The 15,302-nt window shown below is 58.9% G+C and carries 12 protein-coding genes; 7 read left to right on the top strand and 5 right to left on the bottom strand.

The genetic code is table 11. The features are described 5' to 3' along the window. The first annotated feature begins 1,145 nt into the window (after positions 1–1,145). Both BD293_RS18320 and BD293_RS18315 read left to right on the top strand, forming a co-directional pair. Positions 1,146–3,764, top strand: coding sequence for a DUF2339 domain-containing protein (locus BD293_RS18320; RefSeq protein WP_142084836.1), 2,619 nt, complete (start codon positions 1,146–1,148; stop codon positions 3,762–3,764). Positions 3,765–4,111: 347 nt separating this feature from the next. Next, the gene (locus BD293_RS18315; protein WP_142084833.1) at positions 4,112–4,486 is read left to right on the top strand and encodes a hypothetical protein; all 375 of its coding nucleotides are present in this window, start codon (positions 4,112–4,114) and stop codon (positions 4,484–4,486) included. 76 nt (positions 4,487–4,562) lie between these two features. Here BD293_RS18315 and BD293_RS18310 read toward each other — a convergent pair whose 3' ends face one another. Next, positions 4,563–5,846 carry an IS4 family transposase gene (locus tag BD293_RS18310; RefSeq protein ID WP_142079747.1) on the bottom strand — a complete coding sequence of 428 codons (1,284 nt, stop codon included), beginning with the start codon at positions 5,844–5,846 and terminating at the stop codon, positions 4,563–4,565. A 480-nt stretch (positions 5,847–6,326) separates the two neighbouring features. Next, complete coding sequence (locus BD293_RS18305) at positions 6,327–7,142, bottom strand: exonuclease domain-containing protein (RefSeq protein WP_142084831.1); 816 nt, start codon at positions 7,140–7,142, stop codon at positions 6,327–6,329. A 12-nt stretch (positions 7,143–7,154) separates the two neighbouring features. Here BD293_RS18305 and BD293_RS18300 point away from each other — a divergent pair, with 12 nt between their 5' ends. Next, a complete protein-coding gene (locus tag BD293_RS18300; protein WP_142084829.1) occupies positions 7,155–7,442 on the top strand; it encodes a hypothetical protein in 288 nt (95 codons plus the stop codon). A gap of 178 nt (positions 7,443–7,620) precedes the next feature. Here the strand turns inward: BD293_RS18300 and BD293_RS18295 are convergent, their stop codons facing one another. Both BD293_RS18295 and BD293_RS18290 read right to left on the bottom strand, forming a co-directional pair. Continuing rightward, a complete protein-coding gene (locus BD293_RS18295) occupies positions 7,621–7,848 on the bottom strand; it encodes an SdpI family protein (RefSeq protein WP_281286711.1) in 228 nt (75 codons plus the stop codon). A gap of 38 nt (positions 7,849–7,886) precedes the next feature. After that, entirely contained in the window at positions 7,887–8,570 is a 684-nt protein-coding gene (locus BD293_RS18290) for an IS6 family transposase (RefSeq protein ID WP_142085063.1), read from the bottom strand. 802 nt (positions 8,571–9,372) lie between these two features. Between BD293_RS18290 and BD293_RS18285 the strand changes: the two genes are divergently transcribed. The 3 genes from BD293_RS18285 to BD293_RS18275 are packed head-to-tail and all read left to right on the top strand — an operon-like array spanning position 9,373 to position 12,106. Further along, positions 9,373–10,659: a DUF4123 domain-containing protein gene (locus BD293_RS18285; protein WP_170207214.1), complete on the top strand. Its 1,287-nt coding sequence runs from the start codon at positions 9,373–9,375 to the stop codon at positions 10,657–10,659. Continuing rightward, positions 10,656–11,522 carry a hypothetical protein gene (locus BD293_RS18280; RefSeq protein ID WP_142084823.1) on the top strand — a complete coding sequence of 289 codons (867 nt, stop codon included), beginning with the start codon at positions 10,656–10,658 and terminating at the stop codon, positions 11,520–11,522. The genes BD293_RS18285 and BD293_RS18280 overlap by 4 nt, the downstream gene beginning before the upstream one ends. Further along, the gene (locus BD293_RS18275) at positions 11,519–12,106 is read left to right on the top strand and encodes a hypothetical protein (RefSeq protein ID WP_142084821.1); all 588 of its coding nucleotides are present in this window, start codon (positions 11,519–11,521) and stop codon (positions 12,104–12,106) included. Before BD293_RS18280 ends, BD293_RS18275 begins: the two co-directional genes overlap by 4 nt. A 1,127-nt stretch (positions 12,107–13,233) precedes the next feature. Here the strand turns inward: BD293_RS18275 and BD293_RS18270 are convergent. Next, positions 13,234–14,381, bottom strand: a protein-coding gene (locus tag BD293_RS18270) for an IS630 family transposase (RefSeq protein WP_142084307.1) whose coding sequence is annotated in 2 segments (ribosomal slippage) — positions 13,234–13,934 and positions 13,934–14,381 — 1,149 coding nt in all. Because the reading frame shifts where the segments join, the coding sequence is not laid out codon by codon here. A gap of 96 nt (positions 14,382–14,477) precedes the next feature. Between BD293_RS18270 and BD293_RS18265 the strand changes: the two genes are divergently transcribed. Then, a complete protein-coding gene (locus BD293_RS18265) occupies positions 14,478–15,254 on the top strand; it encodes an ArdC family protein (protein WP_142084820.1) in 777 nt (258 codons plus the stop codon). Positions 15,255–15,302: the final 48 nt, after the last annotated feature.

Here is a 15,302-nt window from a genome sequence, read left to right as displayed (position 1 = left end):
TCAGTCGCATCGCGGGTTTGGATGCACGCTGAGCCAAAACGGTCGTGCAGAAGTTTGAGCAAAATCAACAAAAATCTTCAAAAAATGCACATCCTGTAAGCGGCTGTAATAAAACGATATTGCCGAACTTTCGACCGCTTGGTCGGGCGAAAATCCGCCCGATTTTGACCCCTCCGGGCGGATTTCCGCCCGCAGGTATTATGCTACCCCAAAAAACAGCCCAAAAAGGCGGTAGTTTAGCCATTGAACTATAGGGGGAATAGCACGAACACCGCTAGGTGATTCGAATCACCCCGAAAACCACCGATCATCACCCTGACTTGCAGCCTGCGCGCATAGCAACTGTCGCATCACGACGACCGAACATCCGCCTCGGTGTCCACATCACTCCAATCGATCGACACTTACAGCTTTGACACCCAACCGCGTGCCCGGCGCTGCAGGCCAGTGCCGCCACGACCGGCCGCTTTCATCAGATGCTGCAAGCGCAATGCCGCACTGCCGTCAGTCCGCTGTCCGCCCCTTGCGAAGGTGATGGCCCGATCTGCGCACCCGGTCAGTCAGCGTCGGTGGCTTGCTGCAGTGCGGCTTCACCAAACCGGCCAATTGTGCATCGCGCAGCATTTTTTGCTATTGAAGGGACGTCGGGCTGAGCGGAACGGTGAGGTATCATAAGGATTTTGGCCGATAGCATCATTTATTGATGGCGCCATAGAATATCATTTGTTATCAATGCCCTGGCCTTCGATTCTGCTTTTTGCTATGGCTTTCAGCTCAGAGAGACTCTCCGCGGAACTCCCATTTCTGGGCGCGCGAAACGTCATGCAAAATGCGCTTAGTTTCACACATGACTTTTGCCACCAGATTTTCCTTTGGTTTCAGTAGCAAGCACTGGCTGTGCGGAACTTACGACATTTGCGAAACCTGAATTGCGCACAGGTGTTGTGAGGCGGTTTTGGCGCGCTTATGATACTTGGGCGTTCCGCTCAGCCCTACGTCCCTTGTCGGCAGGGCGGGGTTTGCGGACCGCGCCCGCTGTCTGTCAGAACTTCATTGCGGGCCCTTGCGACATTCGCGCCATTTCGCGAGTATGGTTGTACAAGGCAGCCGTTCTTGATGAAACACCGTGGCAACAGGCAAGCATTATGGAATTCCTCCTGACTTTGATAAGCGTGGCGGCATTATGGATCGCCCTGTCATCGCGCACGCGCATAAAGAAGCTGGAGCAGGACCTTGCGACATTGCGCGCACAGGGCGTTGCGGCGGAAACCGATCCGGTGGCCCTTACCGACGTGCCCGCTACCCCTGCGCCCGACATTCCTGCGCCTGAAACATCCGCACAGAAGGGGCCTTGGGGTGTTTCTTCGCGCAATGGTGCGACAAAAAAAGGCAGCGCGACAACAGCAAGCGTGCCCAAGGCCGGTGCAAAATCGTCCAAAGAAAGCACATTCGCGCGGCTGCGGCCATGGTTGCGCGATAACTGGATTTACCCCGTTGCGGGGGCTGCACTGGTGCTTTCGGGGGTGTTTTTGGTGCAGTACGCGGTTGAAACCGGCAAACTGACCCCCCTGACGCAAATTGTGCTGGCGCTGGTTCTGGCCGCCGGGCTGGTCGCGGCGGGCGAATGGCTGCGCCCGCGCCCTGTTGCCGGCCCTGTTCTGCCCGCGACGCTGACAGGGGCGGGGCTGGTGATTGCAATGGCGGCAGTTCTGGCCGCGCTGCATTTGTATGCGATGATCGGGCCTGCCACAGCGTTGGCCTGTCTGGCGATATTGTCATTCGCGGCCATCGGGCTTGGCTGGCTATACGGACCCATGCTGTCGGCATTGGGGCTGGCTGCGGGGACTTTGGTTCCTTTCGTCCTTGGCGGCGGGGGACCACCGCCCGCTGCGCTGTTGGGCTATTTCGCGCTGCTGGCCCTTGCCGGACTTGGAATCGACGCAAAACGGCGCTGGGGCTGGGTTACATGGCTGGCGCTTGCAGGGCCGCTGGGCGCTATGGTCATTTGGCGGATGGCAGGCGCGGATGAGTTGGGTTTCGCGCTGGCCGTGATCATTGTGGCTGGCGCTGCGATGACGCTGCCTTTCGGCTATATCGCGCCAATGGTGCAGGGGCCGCGCGCCTTGGGGCGGGTCAGACCCGCGCAAGGGGTGCGCGCCAGTTTCGTGGCCTCCGCGGTGGCGGGGTTTGGTCTGGCGCTGTTGGTGGACGGGGGGATGGCAGGGCCGATAGGCATTGCCGCGCTGGCGATATTGATTGCTGTCTGGTGTCTGCGTGCGCCTGCGTTGTCCGACCAGATGGTGCTGCCCATTCTTGCGCTGCCGCTGTGGATTGTGGTGCAGGCATGGCTGGGCGGCGGGTCGGTCGTCTATGGCTTTCATCTGCCGCGTCCGCCGGAATCGCCCATGCCGCTACAGGCCAGCTATGTCTTGGGGTTGGCGCTGCTGGCCGGTCTGGCCATGATCTGGCGGGGCGAGGCGGAAGCCCCCGACCGCTACGCGCCCTTCACACTTGCCGGGCTTATCCTGCCCGGTGGGGCATTGGTCGCGCTTGAAACCATGTGGCAACCGGCAAACGTGATCGGCCCCTACGCATGGGCATTGCATGCGATGGCTGCGGCTGGGTTGGCGACCATGCTGGCCTTGCGCTACGCCGCGCGCGACAACGGCCAGGGGCCGCGACTGGGCGCTGCTGCTGCTGCGGCCTTCGCCTTCGTGGGGCTGGGCATGATGCTGCTGCTGGGGCAGGCGGCACTGACGATTGCGCTGGCGGTGCTGATGGTGGCCGCAGCCGCAATGGACCGCCGCTTCGATATTCCCGGCATCGGGGCGTTCATGGTGCTGGCATCGCTTGCGTTGGGCTGGCGGCTGGTGCTGGATCCCGGCATCACATGGCATCTGGATCAGGCGCATAGCGTTCAGTTTCTGGCGTCCATCGGTGCGACACTTGCGGGGCCGTTTTTGGCGCTTTGGCTGATGCAGCGCCTTGCGGATGTGCATATTCGCCGCGAGGCGCGTCTGGTTGTCGAAACCGGATTGATGGGCAGTGCAGCGGTCGGTGCGGGGCTTGTTATTGCGCGGCTGTTACCCGACCAGATTGGCCCTCATGCGCAGTTGGGGTTGCAAGCCGGTGTCCTGATTGCGTTGACATGGGTGCAGGTCCGGCGTGCCGCATTGCCGTTACTGCAACGTGTCCGCAAAACCCTTGCATGGCTGCTTGCACTTTGGGCCGCGGTGGCGCTGGTCGCGGCCGCGATTTTCCCGGCTTCGCCGCTTGTCGGCATTTGGCCATTCTGGGGAGAGGTTGCGGGATGGCCGGTGTTGAATGACCTGCTGCTGGCATATCTGTTTCCCGCCCTTCTGCTGCTGGCCTTGGCGCGGGCGCGCTATCTTCAGTTTGTGGCGTGGGGACTTTGTGCGCTGTGGGTCGCAACAGCAATCCGTCACCTGTGGCAAGGCCCCGATCTGCGCCTATTGAACGGAATCGCACAGGGAGAGCTTTATGCCTATACATTTGCATTGCTGTTGGCCGGTGCTGTAGCGTTGGCATGGGCCTTGCACACGCGGCGGCCGGACCTGCGCAAACTTGGCGTGGCACTTGCTGGGCTTGCAGCCGCCAAGGCGTTTCTGGTCGACGCGTCCGAACTGGAGGGGCTGTTGCGTGTGGGCGCATTTCTGGGGTTGGGGCTGACGCTGGCGGGGCTGGCATGGTTGAACGGCTGGGTCGTTGCGCGCGAGGGCACGCCCGAGGCGCGCGACACCTGACCGAAAATCGTGACCTACCAGCCATCTGGCGGCCCTGATCGCGCGGCGCCGCCCCGTCTGGTCTCGACGCTAAGGCTGATCCTGTTGTCGCGTTGCCGTTAAATCTGAGATATAAAATCAAATGAAATCAAAGACCTTCCTTTGCCCTTAAATGTGATATTTTGCCCTTTCCAGCCCCCTCACTGCGCTGGATCTGCTTGCACGCATCCAGAAGCATACTGCCCATATCGGCGATCGCACATTCAACGGCACCAGCAAAACCACACTGGAGCAACTGGACCTCTTCGAGGCCATGGGCCTCAAAAAACCCGCCTGACCGGCGCTGTAGTCACACAAACACGATTTCCGTGCCGACCTGGACCGATGCGCTGGCGCTTGCGGATGGGACGCTGCTGCTGGCAGGGAATACCAAGATGCCAGAGCGGCGTGATCGCTTTGCAGACATGCCGCCGCCACCTGTGACCGACAGGCCGCTGACGCCTGCGGAGCAAGCCGCTTATCAGCAAGTCTTGCAATCCTATTTCCTGACGCAAAACGCCGAACGCGCCACCCGCTTCCCGATGGAGACACTCGGCTTTATCGCGCGGCGCGACGCGCAGGGCTGGGATCTGGCCCGGACGGTTCAGAAAGGCGCGATCTTCGGGCTTGCGCAGGACCCTGACGGGGCCATCTGGGCGGTGGAAGATGGCGGACATAAATGCACAACAGGGACACCTTCATGAGCGAGGCGAGAAGTTTCAAATCGGTAGCTGAATTATAGGCAAAATGGAAGCACCCCCCTACTTTCCGCTAGGCGATTCACACATTTCTGAGTTTCCATCCGTGTGAGACGGATTTGAAGTATTGTAGGCCATGTCGGAATGTAATTGGACCTGGCGGTTTGGATTTTGGGTAGCCGTCCCATCCGCCGAGCTTGGCGATGATCCACGCGGCCCAGGCAAGTGTTTCCGGCGGGTGAGGGTTTTTCTGGAGCGCGGTCTTGCCTTCGAGTTCGGGCAGGAGAGCATGAAGGGTCTGGATTTCGGAGGATGAGAAGGCGATTTTGGCGTCTTGCCCGGACTTGCCATCGCGCGCCTGAACGAGTTGCATGATGGTGCAGGCCGCGCGGGCGGCAATCGCGGTCAGCTTGATCAACCGCTCGGCATTTTCCAGTTGGCTGTCCTCCAGTTGCAACCCCTGTTGCTTCAGGGTGCGGAAGAATTGTTCGATATGCCAGCGTTGCCGGTACCAGCTTACCGCGCGCCAGGCCATGTCCGCATCCTCGACCTTGTGAGTGGTCAAAAGCCGCCATGAGATGGGCTCGGCGCCCGGTGGCGCATTCACCTCGCTGACTTCGATCAGGCTGACCTCCACCGTCTCGGCCAGCCCCGGCTGTCTGGCCAGATTGGCAGGACGCTTGATCGTAACGGGGCCAAATCGGGCCTCAAGTCTGGCGGTGCGCGCCGGGCGCCCTGGGCGTGCGCGCATCGCCACTTGTGCCGTACCTGCCAATTTCAGCGGGGCAGAGGACAGCTTGCCGCCACCTTCCAGGATTGAGCGATCCGTCATGGCACGGGTCAGGATGTGAAAGCCCGGCTCCGGCAATCGTGCCCATTTCTCATAGATATCGCTCTCGCGATCGCCGATTTCAGTCACCATATGCGCCTGGGCCAGAACTGTCTTGGCAGCCTCTGCCGTGCTCAGCCACCGATGCGATTCCTTCTCGGACAGGGGGCGGGCCCGGTGGGGAACACTTACGCGGCCATCGCGTGTCCATATCCGGCCCGCGGCCAAACCCAGAATGCCACCCGTCTCGGCATCCACACCCAGCATCGCGTGGAGCAAAACACCGCGCCCAGACCCCTTGCCGATTGCACCCAGTCCGCGACTGCGCTCTTTGGTTGTCGAGAAATTGAAGTCGCTGCTGTCCTGAATCGCAAGAATATGCCGCCCCGCGCAGGCTTGCGAAAGCTCCGCTCCCCAGCCTTCAATCACCGCCTCAGCCGTCACGCGCGGATTGGCCAGAAAGCGCGAAAATCCGACAATCCCACTGCGGCGGCCACCCGCCAGACGCCGAAGACAGGTGCTCGTGCGCGCCACCATTGCTGCGAGCAGCAGACCCCCCTTTTTGCCAGGCGTTCGTCTCCGAAATCACCCAGCCTCCAGCCTTCCGAAGTCACCACAGACGCCCTCCCACTTTAGGTAGAGCGATCGAATCATGCGCAACAAAAACGGTCAAGTGCCGAAAACCGGAGCGCACAGCCAAAGATGTGTGCATCCCTTAGCTACTTTCCGGCGAGGTGTGCAGCAGTTTGGGCTCCTTTGAATATTTTGGGGCCATTGTGAGAGGCGGTGACATCCGCGCCTCAATCGCCATTGAGCTTGAGGATATCATCCCGACCGGCCGCTTACAGAGGTTGCTGCAGGTGCAATGCCGCAACGTCACAGTCAGCAAATTCCGCCCGTCACGTCGATGTCCACCGCAAGAATACTGGTCAACTGCCACGCCACTACCCGCGTTCCCAACCGCCATACCGGCCCAACCTCGATCACACAGATCCGCTATCCGCTGCCTATTTCACATCATCCCCCCACCATTGCCTTGAATATGGTCTCGCCGATGATCCGGATCGGGTGGCCTGCGGCCTGCATTTCGTTAGCTTTACGGTGCTTGCTGCTTTTGGAATGCCCGCCAAGGACGGTCAGATCCTGGTCCCCCACCACCAGATAGGTGGTCAGACGGGTGACGCCGGCTTTCACGGTCATCCCGGATTGTGCAGCAAGATCGGCCGCGGCTTCGCGTGACAGGCCCAGTGCGCCGGTGAACACCACGACTGCCCCGGCATACGGGCCAGCGGCATTGCCTTTGCGGGTGACAGGTGACGGATAGGCCTTGCGTTTCGGGGCGACCAATTCATCAAAGGGCACACCCATATGCGCTTCGGCATGCAAGACCACCTGGGCGGCGGCGCGGGCGTCTTCGCCTGCGTCGTGGTGGCGGAAATTCAGGTTCAGGACTTTCTTGAGGTTCCCCAAGCCATGCCCGCCATTGCCTTTCAACTCGGGCCAGGCGCGGCGGGCGATGGTCACGCTGTCGATCCAACGGAAATCGGGTGCATCACGCCCGTAGGTGCGGCTGGCGGCATTCACGGCCTGTTTGTCGAAATTGCTGTGCTGAACCAGATGATGGCGGGACAAGACTGGAAAAAGAAGGTCAATCACTTCATCAAATCCAGGGGCATTCCTGACATGATGCGGGCCAATCCCGTGCAGGCGAGTGTTGAAAGCATCGAAATCGGTGTGGGGGTTTACAACAGCATAGCTGGCACCGACAGTTCTGGCTGCACCTTCTCGTTGGCTAGATAACCAATCGTTAACTTGCCGCTTCAAGAGCAACATTTGGAGTTTAAGATGAAATCTGCTGCCCTCTTTTTGATAATTGTGCTTTTTGCGTTTTCAGGTTGCTCCGAAACCACAAGTGCTTTGTATGGCGGCGGGGCTTCCATCAACCAACCTCGTGAAATTGCGCCTTCCCTATACAGCATCACGTGCCAGCGTGGGCGCGCAACCGAGTGCATGGTCGCCGCAAGAAATGCCTGCGGAAGCAATATTGAAATAATTGAACAATTTTCACGAACTGGATTTGTGCGTGGTGATCCAGCGCACTTGATCGATGCATCCTTTAAGTGCAAAGCTTGAGCCTTTCGCGAGCATCGGCATTATGGTCGTAGTGACTGGTTCGCAGAACCTGCACCGCGGCGCAATGGTAGTCCCGCCGGCGGCTTTGGGCCGGGTGTGTCGATGGTCGACCTCGAAGAGTCGACGGGCCATGCTGCACCGCCGCAGGGCGGCTTCGAGCCCCTTGCTGACGGTCACTTTAGCTTAAGGTTCCGACGATCACGGCCAAAATGGCGGAGCCAATCAGAGGCGCTGTTGCGGTCAGGCACTTGACGGATAGGTTGAGGTCGAGGGCAAAAACACGCCAGATGATCGCAGCGGAAACAAGCCCCGAAAGCACCAACGTCCAGCCGACATTCGCGTTCACCGCATACCACACTGCTTCATCGCTCAAGGTCCTGCCGGTGCGGAAGGTTCTGTCGCAAATTTTCAGTCAGGTTGAGATCAGGCTGGCGCTGGACATAATTATGCTGCGAGCTGGGCGAACTGCTGGAATGCGGTCATGCCGTTGGCGCCGAATTGTCCCTTACGGATCATATGCGCGGTCTCGATTCCTTCAAGCGTAGCAGACGCCGAATGGAATGCCTTGAAGCCGAGCATTCGACCTGTGATGCGCTTGATGAACCGGTGGTCCTGCTCGAGGATATTGTTCAGGTATTTGACCTGCAGGATCTTGATGGTCTGCCCAGTTCCTGTGAATTTGAGGGTCACATTCACGGCTTCCAGGCCCGCCAGATTTGCCCCACTTTTGTCGATAACGATGCGGTCGGGGATGCCGTTGTTGCCGATTGCACGTCGGAAGAAGCGCCGCGCCGCCGGCTTGTCACGCCGCTCAGATAGCATGAAATCAAGGGTTTGGCCGTTCCGGTCCACCGCGCGGTAGTGATACATCCACTTGCCCTTAACCTTGATGTAAGTCTCATCCATCCGCCAAGAGATGGCCGTCGGACGCTTTTTCGCCTGAGCTTTTGCCGCAATCAATGGGGAGTACTTGACCACCCAACGGTTCAGGGTTGCGTGGTCAACATCGACACCGCGCTCCTGCATTATCTCTTCGAGGTCACGATAGGACACAGGGTAGCGTAGATAGAAAAACACTGCGAACAAGACCACCGATTTCGGGTAATGTGCGCCCTTGAAGTCAATCATCGTTTCCATCCAATCATCACTGCGAAGTCAGCTTCTACAGCGCCGCATCATGCCGTGCTACCCGCATGCACGAGATATTTGCGACAGAACCCCTCGACCTGCGGTCTGCGGGCCGCACCAGTGGGTGTTCTGACCCCGTGACAGTCTCTGTGGATTCGCAGGCACTTTTGCCTTGCGAAGCCGACCATGGCACGCGCAATCGGTATGCTGCGCCACGCATTTTTGCCTCATTCGTCAGGCAAAGTTGCCTTTGCGCTGGACGAGCCCACACTTCTGACGCTTCACATGGCACGGGCAAGGATCGAACACCCGATATGGGCCGGGCAGGTTGCTTCACCAACAAAAAGGACTTCCGTGCTGCGTCATGTCTGAATGTCGCTGATGGGCTCTACCTCCCCTGCGGCGCTGCAGCATACGAAACGCGGTCCGACCGGCAGCTGTGCGGACCTTGCAGTCATTCGCTGCATCGGCACAATAATTGTTCGCGGCTGCCGCATCATCGACGCAGAGGGCGGATTGCGGACCGATGCAGGTGCGGCAGCGGGCTCACCGCGTACGGCCAAAGCGGCCGTTCATCGAGGCGCCGGCACGGGTCGAGCATGCCCCACTGCGCCTTTGCCCATCGAGCGAGCCCACGGTTGGTCATTCCCCTCTGCCACAAGTCCTGGCAAAACGCGGGCTTATGGGTAGAATTTCGAGCCCGTGCGCGCGCCTCTGAAGTCACAGGCGTTCTTGTTGCACCCGCTTGACTTCCTGTCCCGAGAACCGCAAAAATCTTGCGATTGTGTGTATGGGGTTTGGGATGAGTGTCTTTCTTGGCTTTTGCCATGTCAGCGGTGGGGATGCCCCGTCTCAGCTTATAGCCGCTGCCTTTTGCGCGGATCGCCCCGAGTTTGAGGCGCTTGTTGGTGCTGCGCTGGCGGCGCAGGGTTATCGGCTGGACTGGGCAGAGGATGTGCTGCCCGCAGGCCCATGGGTTGGCCGGCACCCTTCCGCAGGCGGGGCGGCGCTTGCACGTTTGGTACATGAGGGTCGCCACGTTGCCCTTGGGCCAATGACACCGCTGGGTGGGGTCAACGCGCCGCAGGATGAAGATCAGGACTGGCTGCATGTCGAAGAGATCGGCCCCATTACTCCGCTGGATGCGCAGTTTGGGGTGCATCCGAAGAAATCCGTCCCCGATGCCCTGCATGACGCGCTGTTCGGCCAGCCCGAGCCGAGCGAGGCCGAGCGCGCGGCTGTGGGCGACGCCCTGCCGCCTCTGGCCACCTATGCCGTTCTGGACGCGGCCAAGATGCCCTATCTGCTGACCAGCCTGCTGGAAAGTTCCGGCCTACGATATCAGTCGCTGTTTCAGGGCGCGGCGCAAGAAGACTTGGGCGAGCACGCGCCTTACCTTGTGGAACTGAAGGACGGCCACGACTTCACCCGCCGCCTGTTCACCGGACCCAACGGCATCGGCGGGCTGTGGGGGAAAGAACTGGGCATCTTCCTGCGCTCCCGCGCCGGGTTCGATGCCCTGCGCAAGCATCTGCGGAAGTTTACGCGCGTGCAGGATGAAGAGGGGAAGTGGTATTATTTCAGGTATTGGGAAGGTGACAGAACCTGCAGTCTATGCATGAGGCTGGATCATCCCACGGCCAGCACGATGCTGTGCCTGAATGGGTTGCCCCTCCGCGTTATCGTGGCTCCTTCACATCAGGGCGCTTGCGTGTTTTGGTTGAAGCTGTTGGCAGAACCCAGGCCTTTCCGGCTACCCAGTGATCTGCTGCAAGACCTTCGTCAGCAGCAAGGTGAATCCTTTTTGCGTGAAACGCTTGACTGGATGAAATCCCATTACACGCCCCTTCCACCCGATGATGATGTGATGGCGTCATTCAGGCGCGCATTAGCTCCGCTTTCAAGCGTTGCCATCAGATCGGCCTATGCAACGCGCTATGCGCTGGCGGGGCTGGCTTTGCTCGAAGCCCATGGCAAGCCCCTTGATGCAGCCATGCGAAAAACGCTTGAACAGAAAGATCGCGACGATGCCCGACGGGCTGAGGAGTTTCTGACGATGGTGCAGCAACATGTGAGGCCGGGTATATGACAACAGCGGATACGCTTCCTCCGAACGACGCCTCGCGGCTGGATTATGATGCCATTTTTGCGCCCTGTCTGGGGGCGCTGACCGTTAACCTGCACTACGGAAACGATGCCGATACCCAGCCGCCCTATATGCGTGACAGCCGGGTGCTGGTTGGGGGCGAGGTCACTGTAAGTATTTCAGGGCCAGCAAACCGTGAAGAAAAAACCACGAATGGCCGCGCAACCTTCGATGCCATTCCGTGCGGCATCTATACCGTTGAAGCCAAGTTCACCGGAACTGATCGAATGGTGGAAGAAGCCTTGCCGCATGTGGGCAGCAGAAGGTGGGCCTATTGGCGCTCTATATCTTCGTTTGACGGCCAGATGAGCATGAGGCCTGCAACGAACAAATGCAACTTCTTTGCTTATGACATGATTGAACGCACCTTCGGTGTCTCACCAAGTTTTACACGTTCACGCGAGGGCTGGCGGAGCTTTTTTGGCGATGTGACAGCCCCTGTTCTGGCGCGCCATTGGAGCGAAACTCAAGAACCCGATCTAACGCCGGACTGGTTGAATATTGAGTTTCAGAATCGCCGGACCCCTGTTCCCCCTGGGGCGATTCTGGCAATCGCGCGCGAGTCAATAGGGGCTTCAGGTCATGTGGGTATCATCGCCTATCCGGAAGAAGGCAGGGCAACGGTTCGGGTCGATCATGCCACCACTTACGGTGCCAGTGTAATCATGCAGGGCAGGACGATTTCAGCCGATTTTGAAAAAGTGGTTCACAATGACTGGGGTTTTCGCACAAGTAGAGGCGACGGTGGGGCAAGTCTGAACAATCCCACGGCAGGGATTGAGGTGCGGGAGGAAACCGAGGGATGAAGCGGAAGTTACTGTTAGCATTATTGGCAGGAGCGCTCATCGCCTTCACGAGCAGTTTCTGGATCATGACACGTGATCACAGCATAAGGTTGGTAGAAATGGAATATACGGAATTCAAAGAACTGGCCGAGCAGCATTTGGCTCCAGATTATCCAGATGTCAGCTTTTCTCCCCCTAGTACCGATTTTTTCCAAGAAATGCGGCAGGACCCATCAGGGTGGAGCTTGCTTGTTAGGCAGCTTGTTGTTGATCCCTTGGTTGATATGGGAACAAAAGCGGGAGCATCGGCGGCTTTGCTGGATCTTCCGCCAGACCAACTGGCCGAGTTTCTGGAGTTTCTGCTGACCCGAGCCTATGAAGATGCGGAATATATGAGGATTGCGATAAACATCGCCTTCAACAGCTATCGCGGTGCCATCGACGTTACGCCAGACATGCTGCCGAAGGGCAGTATCTTCGATCACTCGCACCGCCCTGCAGTGCGGCGTGTCTTGCAGCGCATGTGGGAGCATCCTGCATATCCTGAGCGGGGCGATGATTACTATGGGATGGACCCGCTCGAAGAACTGTTTCTCCAAAGGTGATCATTCGCATAAAGCACGTTCACTGATATCGCCCACCACAGCCTCAATGCCGCAGTCGCGGAGGCAGCGAATGACCGAAAGGCCCCGCATCAGCGACATTGGCCTGCAAGAATCGCTGCGGCATTCCTGAGTGACCGGTTCGGGGAAGCTGCACCGCCGCGCAGTGGTCATCCCGACCGGCAGCTGGGGGCCGGGGCACGTCACCGCACCCGCATCCTTGTCGTGAGCGCGGCATCGAGGGCGAACGGCCGGTGTTGGGCTCAAACCTGCCAGTGGCAAGCCCCGCGAGCGGGGCCAGGCTGCTGAGGCTACGCCCCGAACCCTGACAGCCATCGCTCCCTGATCCAATGCGCCCTGCCCCGTCTCTTCCAGAGCCGCGCCAGAACACTTGTCTCATGGTCGCCATGACTGACAGGTTTCGGCCCCTGCGGGTCTGCATCCTTCTTGCAAGACCGTACCGCCAAGCGGTTATGCACGGCGCTTGCGGGAAGGTGGCCTGTCTCGTCGATCAGCCCATGGAAGATCCTACAAACTGACTTTTGCAGCGAAGGACAAGACGCGGATCACAAGCAAGGGCGAAGGGCGGTGACATAGGGAGGAGAGATGTCACCGCCGAGTTTTGTCTGGCCTAAGGAGGAGAAGTGACCAGTCTGAAACTGGATGTGCCTCTATTGGGAGTTTCTCAAGCCCGCAACCAGATTTGCCGCAGCGCAGCATTGGTGGTTGCATTTTTACAACGCCCGACTTGTGCCGGGCCTGTTGTGCGCTGCCCTTTTTATTAGCCGCGCCTGCCGCGCGAAGACCTGCGGGGGATTTGGGCAAGCCAAACGCCCCGCTTTGTTGGGCCGCGCAAGCGCGTCCGGCCTGTGGGGACGCTGTCCCCCCCACGCAACCAGAAAATGCTGCGCCGCCTACGGGGCCGTGTCCTCGACCTGAAGGTCTGCGGGCCGCACCACCCCCTTGTCGGCTGGATTTTCAAGTTGCGTGGACCCCCCCCTGCGTTCGCCACGTGGCAGGGTTTCAGGAGAGGGGCCGCTACGCGGAACCTCACCAGAAACCCATGCCCGATTTTAAGGGCACCCCAGACCGAAGGCCCGGACCAAGGCGGGGATCGCTAGTCCTGCGATTCACTCGATTTGCGGATAAAGCCGGATAAGCTTTGTGCGCGCGTCTTGAGTTGTGAACTGCCAGTTGGTTTTGGCGCGTTGGGAGTTGCGATTTGTTGTCCATGCATCGACTTCGGCCTTCAGCATAGTTTTGTCCGGGATGCGCCGGGCCAGACATTGGCGAGCGAGGACGCTGAGTTCACATTCAGCGATGTTGAGCCAAGACCCATGTTTTGGCGTGTAGTGCCATTCGAACCGTTGTGCGATGCGGCGCGCTTGGGCAGGCGGGAAAGCCTCGTACAGCGATGCAGGGTTGTGGGTGTTCAGATTATCCTGCACGAGATCGATCTTTTCGGCATAGGGAAAGTGGAGATCAGCCAGATCGCGCAGGATATGGGCATAATCGATGGCAGTGCGTCGATCGCGTATCTCGACGTGGCGCCAGCCCTCCAGAGGAGCGAATAACATGAACAGGCTGGCGACACCTGCGCGTTCATATTCGTAGTCATGGCGCGCCTCGCGCCCTGGCTGCATGGGAATGGGTGTGCGGGTCTCACGGGTCAATTGTTTGCTGGTCTCGTCCAGACAAACCAGCGGACGGTTTTGATCGTGTGGACGGGTGTAGACGTCCAGCACATTCTCCATGGCCGCCACGAAACCAGCGTTGGCTTTGGGTGGGATTACCCAGTACCGGTTCCGGTGCGGTTTGAGCGCGTTTTTTTAAGCGTGCGTTGGATTGTGGTATCACTGGCCTGCTCAACAATGCCCAGTTCGACAACCCGCTTTTCCAACAACCTGAGTGTCCAGTGCGTATATCCTTCGGGTGGTTCGGAACAGGCAAGCGCGATCAGCTTGGCCTCGGCTTGCCCATCGAAGATCCGAGGTTGTGAAAGCGACGCTGGAACTTTGCGCGCTAAAGTCGCCTCAAGCCCTTCCTCCACAAGTTGGCGCCGGGTGCGGAAAACAGTCGAGAGACTGGTCTCTAATGCCTCGGCAATGCGCGCATCTTCCCATCCCGGGCCATCAGAGGACACATCCGCCTTCAGCAAAATCCGCGCCTTCAGCAGTCTGTAGGCGGCTTGCCGACCCGTTCTGATCATCCCTTCAAGGTGTTCACGCTCCTCTGTCGTCAGTCGAACTACATACTTCGGCTTGCACCCTCTTGTCATCATCTCACCCCCAGAAAGCTGCTACGCTCCACAGAGATTCAGAAAAAATCAAAGCTGTCAAATACCCCGAAGCGAGGCACTAGAAGGATGCACGACATGACAAAGTTTGATCTTTACGAGACCGTCACCAACGAAATCATCGCTTCCATTGAAGAGGGCACCCCCGCATGGCGCAAGCCGTGGACAGGTGAGACAGGTGGCGCAGCTTTTCCTTTGCGCTCCAATGGCGAAGGCTATCGCGGGATCAACGTGTTGATGCTTTGGCTGGTCGCATCCAAGCGCGGATATCGGAGCGCCTATTGGTTCACATATCGCCAAGCGAAAGAGGCAGGCGCACAAGTCAAGCGCGGCGAAAAGGGCGCAACCGTGGTCAAATATGGAACCGTTGCGCGTGAAGACGAGGCGACCGGCTCAGAAAAGGCCATTCCCTACCTGAAATCTTACACGGTATTCAACGCCGAGCAGATCGAAGGATTGCCCGCGTCATTCTATGGCACAGCAGCCGAGGAAGCGCGCGATCTTGGGACCAAGACGGACCCCGAGCTTGAGGCATTTTTTGCCGCAACAGGTGCAGAAATCCGCACCAGCGAAGACCCGCGCGCCTATTATGACCTGATCGGGGATTTTATCCATATGCCCCCTGTCAGCACGTTCCACAGCGCCGCCGGATATTTTTCAACCCTTGCCCATGAAACTTGTCATTGGACAGGCGCGTCAAGTCGCCTTGACCGGTTTGAGAAATTCAACGACTGCAAGGCGTATGCGTTTGAAGAACTGATCGCCGAGATCGGAAATTGCATGGTCTGCGCCCATCTTGGCCTGACCCCCGACTTTGGCCAGTCAGGGGCTTACATAAAGGGATGGTTGCGCTAATGGTGAGCTCATCATTAGCGCAATTATCGTGAGGACGGCATAATGCGG

The organism is Roseinatronobacter monicus, from assembly GCF_006716865.1.
Classification (GTDB): Bacteria; Pseudomonadota; Alphaproteobacteria; order Rhodobacterales; family Rhodobacteraceae; genus Roseinatronobacter; species Roseinatronobacter monicus.
Note: the sequence above shows the minus strand (reverse complement) of the source record. Positions and strands in the feature narration are given on the sequence as shown.